The following is a 15865-nucleotide window of genomic DNA, read 5'->3' as shown; positions in this document are numbered from 1 at the left end:
AACGGAGGTGATCACCATGAATCCAGAAATTATAGCCCTACTAATCAGAAAACAGAAAGCCGACTCGCTTACACCAGAGATCCGGCAGCAATACGCCGATAAATACTTAGACATCGTTCTTGAGTTAGCCAGACATGCTGTTGTTCACTCCTTACCAGCATGGGATGAAGAAGTTAACTCGGTGATCGTAAGACAAATGTTACTTGAAATGGGACAGAAGTACGATCATAAAAAACCTTACATCGAGTGGATGTGTCAAACCTTGATCCCCGAAGTGGATATCAGTTTTCAGGTCAGAGATCAGGCGAGGTTTTATCATTGCATCCAGGTGGCTAGTAAGCAGATTGGGAATGTGTAAGAGGGGGGAACAGTCGTGAACATAGATTATAGTGGTCTTCTCTACAAAATAGGGGTTGACGTCAGTAAAGAACTTCAAGCAGCCATAGAAGCCCATTCGTTATTTACCTCTCCGCATCATGGCTATGCAATAATTCTCGAAGAGCTGGATGAACTCTGGGATGAGGTCAAGAAACGTCAACCCGATGTCAAAAATATGAGATCTGAAGCAGTGCAAGTTGCAGCTATGGCCATGAAGTTCATTTTGTCGATAGAGAACGATTGGAAGCCAGTTTCAGAGATTGAAGATGAGCAAAAGGAATTACAAGCTGTAGCGAAGTGCCAGCAGTGTTTATACCATTCTATGACGAAGGAGGAACTTGCCAAACTGGAAGAAGATCCGTGTGATACATGTTATGACCATGGAAACTGGAAGCCGAAGGAGGATGTACCCGAATGAAAGCAATCTCACTACTCCAACCATGGGCCTCACTGGTTGGAATCAAGATGATCGAAACCCGAAGTTGGGCGACTAAATACAGAGGTCCGTTAGCGATTCATGCGAGTAAGGGATTCTCCAAACTACTTAGAGATTTATGTAATACACAACCCTTCAAAGCAGTTCTCTCAAAATTTGGCCTAAATGTGGACAATCTACCGCTTGGTGCAATCGTGGCCACCTGTAATTTAGTCGATTGCATTAAGATGACTCCTGAGTTTATAGACTTTGTTAAATCGGCTAAGGGCCATGAATATGAGTTCGGAGTATACGAAGTCGGTCGTTATGCTTGGATCCTGGAAGACGTTAAGCGATTAGATAAGCCGATACCTGCTAAGGGTGCGCTGAGTTTGTGGGAGTGGGAGGATGAGTCGTGAAATCGCACGAACCAGAAACCTGCAGCTGTGGAAATACTCTCGTCCACCAAGGCGGCTGCGTACATTGCCTAGTTTGCGGATGGAGTAGCTGTGGATAAAGCTGTGGGCAACCTGTGATCTAAATGTGGATAAAAGGAATAAGGTGAGTACGTGACAAAGCAAGAGCTTAAAGAGTATTACTGGATCCGTCGAAATATCACTAAATCAGAACAAAGACTGATAGAACTAGAGACTGCGGCCACCAAAATCACTGCTCAGCTGAAGAATAAGCATGACGCTATTATGGGCCAAGGCAATACGAGTGATAAGGTTGGTAATACCGTAGCAGATATGGAATTAGTTAGAGACGAGATGACTGAACAGATCAAGCGGTCGTATGCTGTGCTTGCAAAGCTTGAGAAAGCTATCGAAGAACTACCGGCCAGAGAAGGATATCTGATTAGGTCCAGATACATTGAGTTGTTGTCCTGGGAGCAGATTGCGGTAGACATGAATTATTCATGGAAACAGATACACAGGATACACGCAGAAGCATTGCATCAGCTGCAGTAAAAGGTGACACTAAATGACATACTGTAATGTGCTAAAATAGTATTATCAAAAGAGCGCTTCCGAAAGGTGGCGCTCTTACTATTACCCCAAAAAGGATGGTGGCGCAGTTGGCTAAGTGCAAATACTTTGATCCGGTAGAGAGAGGCTGCAAGGTTAACTGCGCCAATTGTCGTAAATTGACAGGCAGCAAGTGCAAGGATCATGTAAACATATTGAGAGAGTATGAAGAGAGTCCAGGGTTTAAGGCGATTGATCGGATGATGCGAGGGAACCGTGGGATAACCTTTTTTCAAAATTAATTATTTCTTGTTCATTCATTTCATAGGTTTTCAGTGTTTTCGGGGCAAAAACGTACTTTTTGATTAAGGAAATGCTCGGTTATGTGGACTTTGGAATGATTTCTATCTCAGGATAATCTATTTTAAGAGACGAAAAGACAAAATTAAACAGCTTAGACTTAATTTCGAAGCTGTTTCAGAGTAAAATTATTATTTCCGTTTGATTTGCCCTCCGAGAATAGTTTTTTTCTATTCTCGGAGGGCAATCACTAAAGGCTTATTGATAAAACAATTTGTTAGACGAATATCCCAAACAGGTGGTCTATGAGGTAGATTAGCACATGGCAATTGTTTGAAATCTCTCGAACTAGTATAAATAAGATAAGTTGAGTCTTAGGATTAAATAAAGATTTTAATCGTGTCATATCGGACAACTCCTCAATGTAGAGTTGCCTTTAGTCATTCCCTCTTTAAATATTATATCTTTCCAATTAAAATATTCCATTTGTTTTAATGAAATTATCTGAACGGAGGTGGTGACATGTAGCAATGGATTGGATCAAACTACGCAAAGAATATGAATCCACCGAAATATCACTTAAGGAATTGGCCGTCAAACATGGAGTAAGTGAAAGCACCATGCGGAGTCGGAAAAATAGAGAAAAGTGGCAAGGTCTTCGTGATGCCGGATCACGCGAAAATGCAACGCGCAACGCGACGCATGATGCAACGCAACGCACGATGCAACGTGCAACGAAGAAGAAGAACGTTGCACCCAAGGGCAACGTTAAGAAGCGTGAACCTAAGATTAAAGTCATTGTAAATAATAGGGGAATAAATAAGGGCGATGATTCTGGATTAAGCGAAATACAAAGGTTTTTTTGTATTTACTACGTCAAGTACTTCAACGCAAGTAAGGCGGCTCTTAAAGCTGGATATAGTAAAAGTTATTCATTGTCCGATGTTTACACTCTCCTAGAAAATCCAAGAATTAAAAAAGAAATACAAAGACTTAAACAGAATAAGCTTAGAGGAGTAATGCTGGAGAAGGGAGATGTCCTTCAAAGGTATATAGACATAGCCTTTGCGGACGTAACTGATTTTGTAGAGTTTGGACAAGCTGAGCAGTTCGTGTACCGAGAAGGGTCGAAAGTTAAGGGTGATAACGGAGAGTATCTAAAGGAGCCAGTCAACTATATTAATCTAAAAAATCACGAGGATGTTGATGGCGCTCTTATCAGTGAAGTTAAGGAGGGACGCTCCGGCATCTCAGTTAAACTTCACGACAAAATGAAGGCCCTAGAGAAACTCGAGCTCTACACAGACCTCTTGCCGGATCACCACAAACGCCGCATTGAGGAAGAAAAACTCAAACTCGACCAGGCCAAGTTCGAGTCAGAAAAACTTAAGGCCACAGGTGGCGGTATCGACGAAAGCGTCCAAAAAATCCAAACTCTCGCCCAGTTACTTAATAATCCTGCACCAAATCGCAGCATAAAGGACCTTGAGTAAGATGAGTGAATACGCACCATTCAACCAGAAGCAATCAGATTATATAAGAAACTGCCTGCGGGATGAATACTGGCTATCAGTAGCTGAAGGCGGCAAGCGCGCATCCAAAAACATAATTAACATAATAGCTTGGTGCACGATTATAGATAATCATCCAGACAAGCTCCATTTGGCCGCTGGTGTATCTGTGGCGACTGCTAAGCTTAACATTATTGACAGCGATGGTTTTGGTGTCCTGAGTTACTTCAAGGGGCGCTGCAGACAAGGTAAATACCAGGACAAAGATGCAGTTATAGTACAAACCCCTTTGGGAGAGAAAGTAATCCTTATCTCTGGTGGCGGCAAAAATGGAGACGAGAGATTTGTTAAAGGTTTAACCCTTGGCAGTGTTTATATCTCGGAGGTTAATGAGTGCGCTCAACCCTTCGTGAAAGAAATATTTGACCGCACGCTATCGAGTAGTAGGCGTAAGATCCTGTTTGACCTTAATCCCAAGGCTGAATTGCATTGGTTTTACACAGAAATACTTAATGTGCATCAAGATAACAATCTTAAGATTAAAAATTATGGTCTAAATTATGAGCACTTTACCATAGCGGATAACCTTAGTCTCTCGGATGAGAAGATAAGAAAAGCGTTAATAAGTTATGACAAGAAATCAGTCTGGTACCAAAGAGATATTCTAGGCCTGAGGAAAAACGCAGAAGGCGTTATCTACTCAGGTTTTTGTATTGATAATCAGTATGAAGATGGCATAGAGTGGCGCGAAGATGGCAGCGGTGGACCAAACTTAAGCTTGTATTATACACGTTGGTATACGATCGACTATGGTACAATCAATCCCTTCGCTTGTCTTGAGATCATCGAGCAGACCATTGAACGAGTAACTCGGTATTATGTTGCCGATGAGTTTTATTATGACTCCAAAAAACACAACAAGCAGAAAACAGATGCAGAATATGCAGATGACTTAAAGGTGTTTATCGGGGACGGGAGATATTCAGGAATCATCATCGATCCAAGCGCAGCTAGCTTTAAGGCAGAGCTAAGAAAACGCTCGCTTAAGGCTCGCGAGGCAGATGAACTCATAAACGCGGACAACGAAGTTCTGAATGGTATTCGCCTTGTATCAACATTACTACACGTTGTGAAGTTACTTGTAAATAAGACTAGATGCCCTAATTTACTTAAAGAATTCCCGGCTTACATTTGGAATGCAAAGTCGGCCGAGAGAGGCGTAGAGGAGCCGGTTAAGGAAAATGACCACTGCCTTGACGCGTTGAGGTACTGGGCTAAGACAATAGTTAAGTATTTTAAAGCATAAAAACTAGTCCGTTATTTTAGGGGGTGATGAATTGAGTAAACGAAGCAGAAAAAACCGAGGAAACCGTGCTGTGCAGGACTCCCATACATCCACCCCACCACAAACCAAACAGCGCGGATCAGTCTTCGACGCTTTCAATAATCCACTCGCCCGACTTGGTAGCGCATCGGAGAATATTATTTCAGCAGCTACGTATCCCCTCACACGATTAACGCGAAACTACATGCTCATGAACTCGTTGTATCGTAATTCATGGATCTGTAACAAGATCGTCAACGTTATTCCTGAGGATATGATGAAGAATGGTTGGTCGATCACGGCTGAACTTAAGCCGGAAGAGACGGACCGCATCGTTAAGCTAGAGGAGCGCACGCTCGTTAAAGAGAAGCTCCTTGAGGGATTATATTGGGGTCGCCTGTATGGTGGTGCCGGTGCTATTATGATCATTGACGGCCATGAGGATAAGCTCGATGAACCACTTGAGTACGATGACATCCTTCCGAACTCGTTTTGTGGGTTAATGGTCGTTGATCGATGGTCCGGAATTTATCCATCGCTAGAGCTAATCACAGATCACAGAGACCCAGAGATGGGAATGCCGAAGTACTACGAGGTCAAGGACAACTCCTCGGGAAGATTTATCTCAAAGGTCCATCACTCCAGAGTACTGAGGTTTACCGGGAAGAAGCTCCCTTTCTATGAGGAAGTCACGGAGATAGGTTGGGGGGCTTCGATCATGGAGCATGTTTACGAGGAGTTAGTCAAGCGAGACTCCACCTCGTGGAATATCGCTTCCTTGGTGTTTCAGGCCAATCTACTCGTTGATCAGGTTGACGGTATGGATCAAATGCTCGCGGCCACTGATCCAGAGATACAGGCGAATTTTTACAACGTTAAATCTGCTCAGAATCAGATGAGGTCAAACAACGGCATGATGATCATTGGAAAGGATGAGAAGTTAACGGCTCTTAACTACACCTTCGCTGGTCTTTCGGATATCTCGGAAACTCAGATGTTAGACGTATCTGGATCAGCTGACATACCCATGACTAGGTTATTCGGTAGGTCACCGGCGGGTATGAATGCAACTGGTGAGTCAGATATGCAGAACTATCGCGATATGGTCGGCCAGCAGCAGATAACAAAGTTGAAACCTCACTTAAATAAACTCTTGCCCGTTATGTTTATGTCTGAGTTTGGTTATATACCAGATGACCTGGGCACGAAGTTTAATCCAATTGATACGCCGACAGAGGACAAGGTTGCTGAGATTGTCGGCAAGAAGGTTGAGTCTATATCCAAGACGTATAACGATGGCATCATTAATCAGAGAATGGCAATGACTGAGCTGCACGAGCTGTCGTATACGACGAATATGTTTACTTCGATTACTGATGAGGATATCGAGAAGGCTGATGAGTCGTTTGGTATGGGGGATATGCCGATTCCCGACGGTGGGAATTTTGGTGACTTCGAGACTGGCGGAAGTGATGTCTAATGGACAACAACCAATGGGAACCCAAACGACGCATTGAGCATCAACTCCAGCGCTCACTGTCCAAGGTTGGAGAGAGTATGCTGGAATCCATCGAAGGTCTAACGGATCCCTTCGAGATCACAACCGTAATCAGATCATGGCTCAAAAACATGGTATTTCATCATTATGCAGAGAAAACTGCGGAATCACTCGTTACTACGCTCCTTAAGACCAGTGCCACAACATGGCGAATGGCGGCTCGTGAGAACTCAAACGGTCGCGTGATTTACGATGCGCTCAGGAAAGAGCTACAAGGTCCTGTCGGCTCATCAGTCGCGTTTCAGATTAATCGTAACGCTGAGATCATTAAGTCAATGCCACTGGACATCGCTCGACAGGTGACAAACTATATCAGCGATGAGGCGATCAATGGCCGAAGATCTGAGGATATAGCCGATGACATACGGGCGAAGTTCCCTAGTATAACAAGAAATAAGGCGGCGTTAATTGCTAGGAGTGAGGTTAGTAAGACATCAACAGCATTGACGAGGTCAAGGTCTGAAAGCATTAATATTCCGGCATACACTTGGAGAACTTCAGAGGATGGCAGGGTCAGAAAAAGTCATCGTCATATGGATGGTGTGATAGTATTCTGGAGCGATCCACCTGCACCTGAAGCCTTAATCAGCGTTAAATCAACCCTTGGTAAATATCACGCAGGTGAAGCGCCGAATTGTCGTTGTTACCCTGAGCCAGTGGTTAATCTTGATTATATTAAGTGGCCCGTGAAGGTGTACAGAGGCGGGTCGATAACGATGATGACGAGGATACAGTTCGAGCGAATAGCGTAGTGGAGGGATTAATTGTGCCAGAATGTTGCGTAATCGGATGTACAAGTAAGGCTGAATTCGGGATATTAAGTGAAGGTCAATCTAGTGACATGGAAACCCATACTTGCGAAGTTCACGTTGGTAAACTACTAGAACTAGGCGTAAGTAAGGTATACCCAATCTAAACGTAACAACTGAGCACCTCATAACGAGGTGTTTTTCTTATGCCAAAATCCGAAAGGCGGTGATTTCTCTGCCACTATCACAAACGAGATCACCCACGTAAACCACTCTTGCTTATAAACTAAAACATAGGGAGGTAATTAAATGTCAAGAGATTTAAACATGGGTAATTATGACGCAAGCGGCAATCTGAAAGTAACGAATGTCGAGGGATTGCAATCGACTTATGGCTATGCTGCAGTCGCGATTACACCAGCAGCGACTCCAACAGACCTTCTTACCATCAGCGGATCAGCAACCAAAACGGTTCGTGTTAAAAGCGTAACAGTAAGCGGTCAGGCAACGACAGCCGGTAGCATGGACGTATCAATTGTAAAGCGTACCGCAGTTAATACAGCTGGAACAGCATCAGCCCCGGTACCAGGCAAGTTCGATTCAAGCGATGCTGCCGCAACTGCTGCCTTAGCCCAGTACTCAGCAAATGCTACAGCGTTAGGAGCAGGGGTGGTTATCGCAACCAAAAAACTTAACTTAGGTCTTGCTGGAGCTGGTGGTTCAGTTACCTTTGATTTTGCAACTCGCAACGACAAAGCCCTTATCCTGCGTGGCGCTACTCAAGCGTTAGCGATTAACCTAAACGGTCAAGCGGTACCCGCTGGTGGGACGATTACGTATGCTGTTGAATTTGAGGAAGACAACTCGTAAGTCGAAGATAGGTCTTAAGTAGGATCCTAAGTAGGATCCTAAGCCAAGCCTAATTACCATCGCCGCAAAGGAGGTGTATCCGTGAATTATTACGGCGATAAGATATCAGAAAACATGAGAGTGACACCCGAGGGTTACCTAGTATGCGAGAACGTTCCAATTGGACGCACCGGATACATGGAATACCTTGGGAGAGAACTGCCTGCGGCCTTCAATGAGCCATCTGGTGATATCTTCAAGGTTTATCGAAGACCGGAAGAGTTATTCAGCGTAGCGACCATAGCGAGCTTCGAGGGAAAACCAGTCACAAACACGCACCCGACTGCAAACCTCGACGTTAATACAGTATCTATGATCGAACGAGGTCATACTCAAAACATTCGCCGTGATGGCGATTTTTTAATTGCCGACCTACACGTCAATGACGCTGGTTTGATATCTGAGATCCAGAACAAGCTTAAGCGCGAGGTATCAAGTGGTTACGACTGCAGTTGGCATAAAGTCAGTGAAGGAGTGTATGAGCAACGCGAGATCATCGGAAATCATGTTGCAGTAGTCTCTGCGGGAAGAGCGGGACCTAAGATCGCGATCATGGATTCTGCGCTGACCGATGATCTGGCACCGAATAATCCGCTACCGAACACGGATTCAAAACCAAATACGGGAGGGAAAAAGAAGATGGGTAAAATGTCTAAACAGTTTTTAACAGCCCTTGGATTCAAGCACTACGCCGCCGATGCGGAGCCAGAGGATATCGCGAAGGCAATGGATGCAATGAGCGAGGAAGATGAAAAGAAGGAGCCAGCCAAGGATGCTGAGCCTGAGAAGAAAGAGCCAGCCAAAGACGCCGATCCTGCTCCTGACAACCAAGCGCAGGAAAATGCTGAGTTCAAAAAGCTCGCCGACAAGATCAAGGCCTTGGAAGATGAAGTGGCTGAGCTCAAGAAGGGTAAAGCTGGCGATAGCAAGGAAGACGCCGAAGCGGTTATGGATGCAATCGAAGAAGACCTTGACAAGGAAGCTAAAGATGCTGACCCCGAAGAGGACGACAAGAAAGAGCCAGCCAAAGACGCTGATCCTGATCCCGAGAAAAAACCAGCTGCCGACGCAGGTCTTCGTAAATTCGTAGCAGACATGAAGCCGATCATCATGGCGATTCCTGATGAGAAGGTTCGGCTTGAAACTGCTAAGAAGTTCGCCTCTACCGTCCACGATGCACGCTCATCTCGTGCGGATAATGGTTACGGTGACATCTTGCTAGCAACGGCCGCGAACAAGAAAGCGGCCATGGACGCCTTTAACGTACAGAGAAAACCAGTCGCCGAACAATCCGAGGAGGCCTGCAAGAATTGGTCTGCCGCAGGCGAAAAAATGAGAGGGGGTAAATAATATGCCCCCCGAATCCGTGGAAACGTCAATGCCTGAAATCAGAACAACGGCGTTCTATTCTGATGAATATGAAAAGCTTAAGAAAGAACGTGGGGTAAGCGAAGAAAGCCAGCAAGCTTCCTCGAAATGGAATGAAGCTGGCGACAAAATGAAGGAGGGTTTTCAATGCCAGGATCAGTAATTGGTAAAAATCTTAGCTTAGGTTATGCGGGCAAGGTATCCCGCAATGGCATCAATAAAATTAATGCACGTCAGGTAAAGTCAATCCTTGATGGTAGCGGCAATGAAACTCAGCCCGTAATCCCATTTGGTGCCACTGTCGTGACGAATCCTGATAACACCTACTCTCTCTTTGGTGCTACCGGATCCGGCGTATCAGCTGCAACCTTTGCGAACTTCGCAGGTATCGCAGTATCCGAGGTCAAGCAATCTATGACCTATAGCTATGGTTCTAATGTTAGCGGTGGGCAGTTCGAACCAAACTCTCCTTGCGATGTCCTGCAGACTGGCACAACGACTGTGTTCTGCAAGGAAGGTACTCCAACGGCTAATGGCCTAGTGTATATCGTGACGGTTGAAGGTACCGCTGCTGCTGTTGGAGATCTCGTGGCAACAGCAACCCCAGACGGTGGAACAGCTGTCCAAGTTACTAATGCTCGATGGGTAAACGGAAAAATGGACCCATCAGGAATTGCCGAAATTGTATTGCTTACCCAAGCAAACGCGTAAGGAGGGAATGATATACATGGAAACAGCTTACAAAAAGGCCATGGATGCCGTCATGTTATCTGGTCAACGTGGGATTATGCCACAATCACCCGGTGCGATTTATGGACCTGGTATGGACGCAGGCGGAACGAGCACTGGCTTAGTGTTCTTGGCTGGAGAACTCGAAAAACAAGACCCTCGTCTACTTGAGCCAATGACCTCATTAACAGCACCTCGCGACATCGACATGAAGCCAGGTGGTGGATGGACATCGATCACCTCAAACGTCTTTGTCGATTATGCTACTTCTGGATCCGATGAGGACTCTATTATCGGTAGCGAGACAAATAACATCCCAGTATCCCAAGCTAATATCTCCAAGGACGTATTCAAGGTCCACACGTTCTCTGAGATCTTACGCGTGCCACTCTTCGACGAGCTGAAACTTCAGCAAATTGGTAAAAGCCTATCCACAATCCTCGATACTGGTATCCGTCTCCAGCACAGCAAGATGATTGACCGTAATGTCTACGTTGGTATCTCAAAGACTGGAACGTATGGATTAATTAACAATCCTTTAATCGTAGCTGCAAATGCAGCACTGGGAGCGTCTGCTTCACGCTTATGGGTCAATAAGACCCCGACCGAGATCATGAATGACATTAATCAGCTGCTTACCAATACGGTCATCGCCTCTGGGTACGATCTCTCCGGTATGGCAAGTCGTATCCTAATTGATTGGTCTAATTATGGCTATATAGCCAATACTCCTGTTACGATCGCTGGTACGCAGTCTATCCTGAGCTATCTGCTGGAGAATAACATCGCAACGAAGCAAGGTAGACCGCTAGAGATCTTTCCGTTGCAATGGTGCACCGGTGCAGGCGTAGGCGGTACACAACGTATGATGGCGTATGTTAAAGAGGAAAGTAAGGTTAATATCGACTTGCCAGTTCCTCTCTCCCGCGTAATGACGGCTCCGAATACCACCAGTGGGAGCTATGAAACGATCTTCGCTTCACAGTTCTCACAAGTTAAGTTCTTGTTCTATACGTGTGCGGCTTATACAGACGGTATCTAAGCGATTTCATGATGATACACAACAACTTAAATTGTTGTTGTGTATTTATTACTTTAAGGAGGATTACAATCATGACAATTAAAGTTCTAGCAAATAAGGTCCTAGCCTTCGACCGAGGCGAGAAGGATGCCAAAGGGAACCTGAAGACCGTCAGGACGAACATAGGCTTCTGTGAATTACCTGATTGGGCAGCTGAAACGGATTACTTTAAACTAGCCACTATCGATGGTTCAGTGAAATCGTTTACCTCTCCAGGGGAATCAGAAGCTGTCCTTAAGGAGCAAGAAAAGTTAGCGGCGCTTAAGGCAGAGGTTGCAGCGCTGGAAGAAAAACGGGATATGATGTCTGTATTGAATGGTAGTGAGGCTAGTGATCCAGACTCTGACGCTGACGCTAACTCTGACGCAGATCTAAACCCAGATCATGACGCCAAGGCCAAGACTTCCAAGCTAAGCAAAACTACAAAGTAGGTGTAAGCCATGCTGTATGGAAATATCAGCCCATACGGGCAAAATGTAGACTCGAGGGTCGATCAATTGACGGCCATCGCGTCTAATGTTTTATCCGGAACAAATCCTAGTTACGTACTGAGTGATTTTCTTGCTATGTATCCTCAATTCGGGCAGGGTGCTGATGGTAACGACATTATCCCGGAGATCATTCTACAAATGTATATCAACCTTGCCACAGCTTGCGTCAAGCAGACTCGCTACCGAAGTTACTGGGCATTATGCATGGGCTTCTTTATGGCCCATTTTGCAACGATTTGGTTACAAGGTACCGCAAGCCCGGGAAGCACAGCCGGGCAAGTTATCGAAGCTGGGAGGGCGCAGGGACTTGTTACTTCGGAGTCAGTCGGTGATGTATCCGTGAGTATGGATTACACCACTATTGCGGCATCACTGAGCAGCTGGGCAGCGTTCAACCTTACTAGCTATGGACAGCAATTTGCTACGATTGGTAAGATGGTTGGCATGGGTGGGATGTATGTAAAATGATCAACGGAAACGCAGGTGTCAGCTCCGCTGGAGATGGCCTAAATGGTATCTTAGACAGTCTTAGATCACTCTCCAAGATCGACGTCCTTGTAGGCATTCCCGAGGAAGAATCCAGTCGTGAAGGCGGCAAGGTTACGAATGCTGAGCTTGCCTTCATTCACACCAAAGGATCCCCACTTAATAAGATTCCACCAAGGCCGTTCGTTGAGCCAGCAATTGAAGATCCTGAAAATAGAGAAATGATCGCAGTGGAATTGAGAAAAGCAGCCGAGTCTGCACTTGACGAAGATTCCGAAGCGGTGTCTAGATTCTTGGCTAGAGCGGGCTTGCAGGGACAAAACGTTGTTCGAGATTGGTTTACGAATTCTAAGAACGGATGGCCTCCTAATACTCCAGGAACTGTTCTGGCAAAGCTCAGGAAAGATAATTCTTCTATCGCACAGGCCGCAGTAAGGTATGTTGACGAGGGTGGAAGTTTATCAGATATTACTGGGCTCGAGGGAATGACAAGACCTATGATTGACACTGATCAGCTACGTAAGGCCGTAACCTATGTAATTCGGGAGAAGTGATAGCATGATCAACGTCGGAAGAGTTGTTAATAGTCGAAACCTAGCTCAGCCAAAACCCTTCATAGTCTGGCGCAAAGCTGGGGACTGGGTTGAAGGACGCTTCGTTCAGACGGAGAACCCGATCCCCATGTCGGGAGTGGTAACGGCGGCGGGAACTGAAGATATCATGCAGGTACCCGAGGGTGATCGGGTCTCTCAAATCGTGGTATTTCACAGCACTTTACCGCTGTACGTTACACACGATGATGTCGAAGGCAAGGGAACATCGGACGAGATTGAGTGGCACGGACAACGATATAGGCTATTTCAGGGTAAGGATTGGTCTGATTTTGGTTACTATCGAATGGTCGGTACCTCAATGGGCGGGACTTAAGCAGTAGATAGGAGTGTGCGTAATGGCCGATACAATATTAACTCTTAAAAAACTAGAAGATATATTCAGGAAACTTACTTGCACACTCCTAGGCCTTAACCCTGTCAGTCCGGCAAATAACGGTAAGGTCCGTATAGCTTGGCCTACTGGCGGCGCTCCGGGATGGAAGATAACTGAGGATGTAGTATTTTTGAGGGTTGTGTCTATTGCTAACTCCTATTCCAAGCAACGTGACGTTGAGTACTCTTTAAACAGCCAGACTGAGGCCAACAAAATAACCTCCTACACTCTCCCACGTCAAGTTTCATGGATTGCTTATGGACCAAACAGTTTTGACAACATAGAGGCAATTCGTAATGGGCTGTTCAGTGCAGGCGATATCCTTCGGGCTTCTAACTTACATCTCGTGATTGATGTCCCAGTCCCGATACGTTGCCCTGATTTATTCAGTGGACAATGGTGGGAGCGTTCGGACTTTTCGGCCATGTTTTACGAGAAAGTACGTCGACAGGAAACCATCCCAACGCTCCATGGAGTAAATATCAAAATTAAAACAGAGAAAGGAGTGACTATCGATGTCGACTCTACCACTTAGCGATATTGTTGATATAAGCGTAGTCGTTTCTCCAGTTGCCACTATTCGCTCGGGATTCAATCTCGGACTTATTGTTGGCTCAAGTACTCACATTACAGCGTCTGACAGGGTTAAGTTATATACGAGCGCAGACGGAATGATTGCCGACGGTTTCACTGTATCCGAGGCTGAGTATAAGGCTGCAGACCTGTATTTTCGTCAAATACCTAAGCCCAGCAAGGTCGCGATAGGGAGATGGGATAAGACGGGATCAGAGACAGCCCTGCAAGCGGTCGCGGCATGCAGGGCTAAGAATACAGATTGGTATGCGTGCTATTTATGCGGAGCGGTTAAGGCTGATATTTTGGCGATTGCACCATATATCGAAGTTGTTGAGCCGGATTCAGCATTCTTTTATACGACTGCCGATGCTGACGTTTTAGCTGGAACAGCAGGAAACGTAATGCTCACACTAAAAGCCGCAGGATATATGCGCACGATCGGTCAGTATTCAACTTATCAAGATGCTGCAGTGTCTATTATGGGCTATGCAATGGGAGCTAATACTGGTCTAGCTAATACGGCCTATACATTAGCCCATAAGAAGGAAATTGGTGTAATACCGGAAGATATGACTCCAGTTCAGGTAACCCTCATGAAGGAACAGAACGGTAACTATTACGTCAATCGTGGTAACACCTACAACTTATTCCAGCAAGGAATTATGGCAAATGGTATGCCCTTTGACGAGATAATTAATCTCGATATGCTCAAAAATGATATCCAGATTGCTGTTATGGATTTGCTTACTGGAATATCTAAGATACCTCAGAATGAAGGCGGTGTGACACTTCTAATCTCAGCTATCACGGAACCATGCGAGTCAGCACTAAATAGAGGGTTCCTATCCCCCGGAGTTTGGAATGCTGCATCAATTTTAAACCTAAACACAGGAGATACGCTGTCTAAGGGCTACCTCATCTTAACCGAGTCAATTGATAGCCAAAGTGAAACGGACAGGACAAACCGCATTGCTCCTCCGATTTATGTGTGCGTCAAGCTTGCTGGAGCTATCGAGTTCGTGGCGATCCAGATTAATGTTAATAGATAGGAGGTTGCCTAAATGTCTTACGAAACATACAGCTTTGGTGATGTATCAATTGCCATTTCTCATCCGAGCTTTGGTCAGTTTGTCGCCACGGGAGAAGGTATCGGATCAATAACAACAGAGATGACGACAGAACAAACAATACAAGACGTAGCAGCTGATGGGAAAGTAATGATCTCTAAGATTAAAGCGAAAAATGGAACAGTGGCTATAGCTGTACAACAAACATCAACCTTCCACCAGTGGTTAATCAAGCTCTACAACTATCTTCAAACGTCCAGCACTTCAAAATGGGCAGAGACGAAAATTATTATCAGAACTCCAGGGATGAGAGAACTCGAAACATGCACAGGGGTAGCATTTACCAAGCTGCCAAGTAACCCACGCCAAGCGCAGGGGCAGAACTTAACATGGTCCCTTATGGCCGCGGATATTCAGCGAGACGTTGTTTAATCAATGAGAATCTCCAAAATTGGAGATCAAAGGAGGAGCTCATGGGAAATTATGAAGATACCAAAGAAGTTGAGATAAAGAATCGGAAGTTCGTTATTCGTAAGTTTGACGCACGAACCGGTTCTTTTATGCTTATCAAGGTCACAGGATTGATTGCTCCAATGCTCAAAGGACTCGACCTGAATAATCTCCAAACTAAGGAAGGGGAAGAGGTCAACTTGAAAGACATTGATATTGCCGGCGTAGTGTCGGGCTTAACATCCCTGACTGAGCCAGACTTTAACTACATCCACGACAAATGCCTACAGGTTTGTTTTGAGACTCTTCCATCGGGAGCCACCCGGGTATTGAACCCAGACGGTAACTTTGGCGTAATCGGCCTAGAAACAGATTCCGCAACAACACTCGCATTGGTTGCTCATACTCTGATTTTTAACGTGACAAGTTTTTTCTCCGGAAGCCCCTTGGGTTCAGTGCTAGGGGGATTATTCGGTTCGAAGTTGTCTACTGCGAAAATGTAGATGATTTTCTGTACG

General features: G+C 45.3%; 23 protein-coding genes. All 23 read left to right on the top strand.

Translation table 11 applies throughout. The features are described 5' to 3' along the window. Positions 1–16: 16 nt before the first annotated feature. The gene (locus E4K67_RS22530) at positions 17–358 is read left to right on the top strand and encodes a hypothetical protein (RefSeq protein ID WP_135550866.1); all 342 of its coding nucleotides are present in this window, start codon (positions 17–19) and stop codon (positions 356–358) included. 15 nt (positions 359–373) lie between these two features. Continuing rightward, on the top strand, positions 374–796 hold the full coding sequence (locus E4K67_RS22525) for a hypothetical protein (RefSeq protein WP_135550865.1): 423 nt from the start codon (positions 374–376) through the stop codon (positions 794–796). Next, positions 793–1212: an ASCH domain-containing protein gene (locus E4K67_RS22520; RefSeq protein ID WP_135550863.1), complete on the top strand. Its 420-nt coding sequence runs from the start codon at positions 793–795 to the stop codon at positions 1210–1212. Before E4K67_RS22525 ends, E4K67_RS22520 begins: the two co-directional genes overlap by 4 nt. Before the next feature lie 150 nt (positions 1213–1362). After that, positions 1363–1764, top strand: coding sequence for a sigma factor-like helix-turn-helix DNA-binding protein (locus tag E4K67_RS22515; RefSeq protein WP_135550861.1), 402 nt, complete (start codon positions 1363–1365; stop codon positions 1762–1764). A gap of 107 nt (positions 1765–1871) precedes the next feature. Continuing rightward, a complete protein-coding gene (locus E4K67_RS22510) occupies positions 1872–2063 on the top strand; it encodes a hypothetical protein (protein ID WP_135550859.1) in 192 nt (63 codons plus the stop codon). A gap of 528 nt (positions 2064–2591) precedes the next feature. Continuing rightward, positions 2592–3554 carry a terminase small subunit gene (locus tag E4K67_RS22505; protein WP_135550857.1) on the top strand — a complete coding sequence of 321 codons (963 nt, stop codon included), beginning with the start codon at positions 2592–2594 and terminating at the stop codon, positions 3552–3554. Position 3555: 1 nt separating this feature from the next. Beyond that, positions 3556–4878 (top strand): hypothetical protein, encoded by a 1323-nt coding sequence (locus E4K67_RS22500; protein ID WP_135550856.1) that lies wholly within the window; start codon positions 3556–3558, stop codon positions 4876–4878. A gap of 31 nt (positions 4879–4909) precedes the next feature. Next, complete coding sequence (locus tag E4K67_RS22495; RefSeq protein ID WP_158408554.1) at positions 4910–6376, top strand: phage portal protein; 1467 nt, start codon at positions 4910–4912, stop codon at positions 6374–6376. Then, positions 6376–7206 (top strand): phage head morphogenesis protein, encoded by an 831-nt coding sequence (locus tag E4K67_RS22490; protein WP_135550852.1) that lies wholly within the window; start codon positions 6376–6378, stop codon positions 7204–7206. Before E4K67_RS22495 ends, E4K67_RS22490 begins: the two co-directional genes overlap by 1 nt. A gap of 14 nt (positions 7207–7220) precedes the next feature. Continuing rightward, the gene (locus E4K67_RS29900; protein ID WP_158408553.1) at positions 7221–7370 is read left to right on the top strand and encodes a hypothetical protein; all 150 of its coding nucleotides are present in this window, start codon (positions 7221–7223) and stop codon (positions 7368–7370) included. Positions 7371–7512: 142 nt separating this feature from the next. Beyond that, complete coding sequence (locus E4K67_RS22485; RefSeq protein WP_135550850.1) at positions 7513–8073, top strand: hypothetical protein; 561 nt, start codon at positions 7513–7515, stop codon at positions 8071–8073. Between the two features lie 81 nt (positions 8074–8154). Continuing rightward, positions 8155–9462, top strand: coding sequence for a DUF2213 domain-containing protein (locus E4K67_RS22480; protein WP_135550848.1), 1308 nt, complete (start codon positions 8155–8157; stop codon positions 9460–9462). 1 nt (position 9463) lies between these two features. Continuing rightward, complete coding sequence (locus tag E4K67_RS22475) at positions 9464–9643, top strand: hypothetical protein (RefSeq protein ID WP_135550846.1); 180 nt, start codon at positions 9464–9466, stop codon at positions 9641–9643. Further along, positions 9628–10191: a structural cement protein Gp24 gene (locus E4K67_RS22470; RefSeq protein WP_135550844.1), complete on the top strand. Its 564-nt coding sequence runs from the start codon at positions 9628–9630 to the stop codon at positions 10189–10191. Before E4K67_RS22475 ends, E4K67_RS22470 begins: the two co-directional genes overlap by 16 nt. 16 nt (positions 10192–10207) lie before the next feature. After that, complete coding sequence (locus E4K67_RS22465) at positions 10208–11251, top strand: major capsid family protein (protein WP_158408552.1); 1044 nt, start codon at positions 10208–10210, stop codon at positions 11249–11251. A 71-nt stretch (positions 11252–11322) separates the two neighbouring features. Further along, entirely contained in the window at positions 11323–11721 is a 399-nt protein-coding gene (locus E4K67_RS22460) for a hypothetical protein (RefSeq protein WP_135550840.1), read from the top strand. A gap of 9 nt (positions 11722–11730) precedes the next feature. After that, on the top strand, positions 11731–12249 hold the full coding sequence (locus E4K67_RS22455; protein ID WP_135550838.1) for a DUF4054 domain-containing protein: 519 nt from the start codon (positions 11731–11733) through the stop codon (positions 12247–12249). After that, positions 12246–12821, top strand: a complete 576-nt coding sequence (locus tag E4K67_RS22450; protein WP_135550836.1) for a hypothetical protein — start codon at positions 12246–12248, stop codon at positions 12819–12821. Before E4K67_RS22455 ends, E4K67_RS22450 begins: the two co-directional genes overlap by 4 nt. Positions 12822–12825: 4 nt before the next feature. Then, a complete protein-coding gene (locus E4K67_RS22445) occupies positions 12826–13194 on the top strand; it encodes a hypothetical protein (protein ID WP_135550834.1) in 369 nt (122 codons plus the stop codon). Between the two features lie 22 nt (positions 13195–13216). Then, on the top strand, positions 13217–13789 hold the full coding sequence (locus E4K67_RS22440) for a phage neck terminator protein (RefSeq protein WP_135550832.1): 573 nt from the start codon (positions 13217–13219) through the stop codon (positions 13787–13789). Then, entirely contained in the window at positions 13770–14879 is a 1110-nt protein-coding gene (locus E4K67_RS22435; RefSeq protein WP_135550830.1) for a DUF3383 family protein, read from the top strand. Before E4K67_RS22440 ends, E4K67_RS22435 begins: the two co-directional genes overlap by 20 nt. Before the next feature lie 12 nt (positions 14880–14891). Beyond that, positions 14892–15329, top strand: a complete 438-nt coding sequence (locus E4K67_RS22430) for a tail tube family protein (RefSeq protein ID WP_135550828.1) — start codon at positions 14892–14894, stop codon at positions 15327–15329. 41 nt (positions 15330–15370) lie between these two features. Then, positions 15371–15850 carry a phage tail assembly chaperone gene (locus tag E4K67_RS22425; protein WP_135550826.1) on the top strand — a complete coding sequence of 160 codons (480 nt, stop codon included), beginning with the start codon at positions 15371–15373 and terminating at the stop codon, positions 15848–15850. Positions 15851–15865 lie beyond the last annotated feature (15 nt).

This window comes from Desulfosporosinus fructosivorans, from assembly GCF_004766045.1.
GTDB lineage: Bacteria > Bacillota > Desulfitobacteriia > Desulfitobacteriales > Desulfitobacteriaceae > Desulfosporosinus > Desulfosporosinus fructosivorans.
The sequence above is the reverse complement of the archived record's forward strand: the minus strand, read 5'-3'. Positions and strand labels throughout refer to the sequence as shown.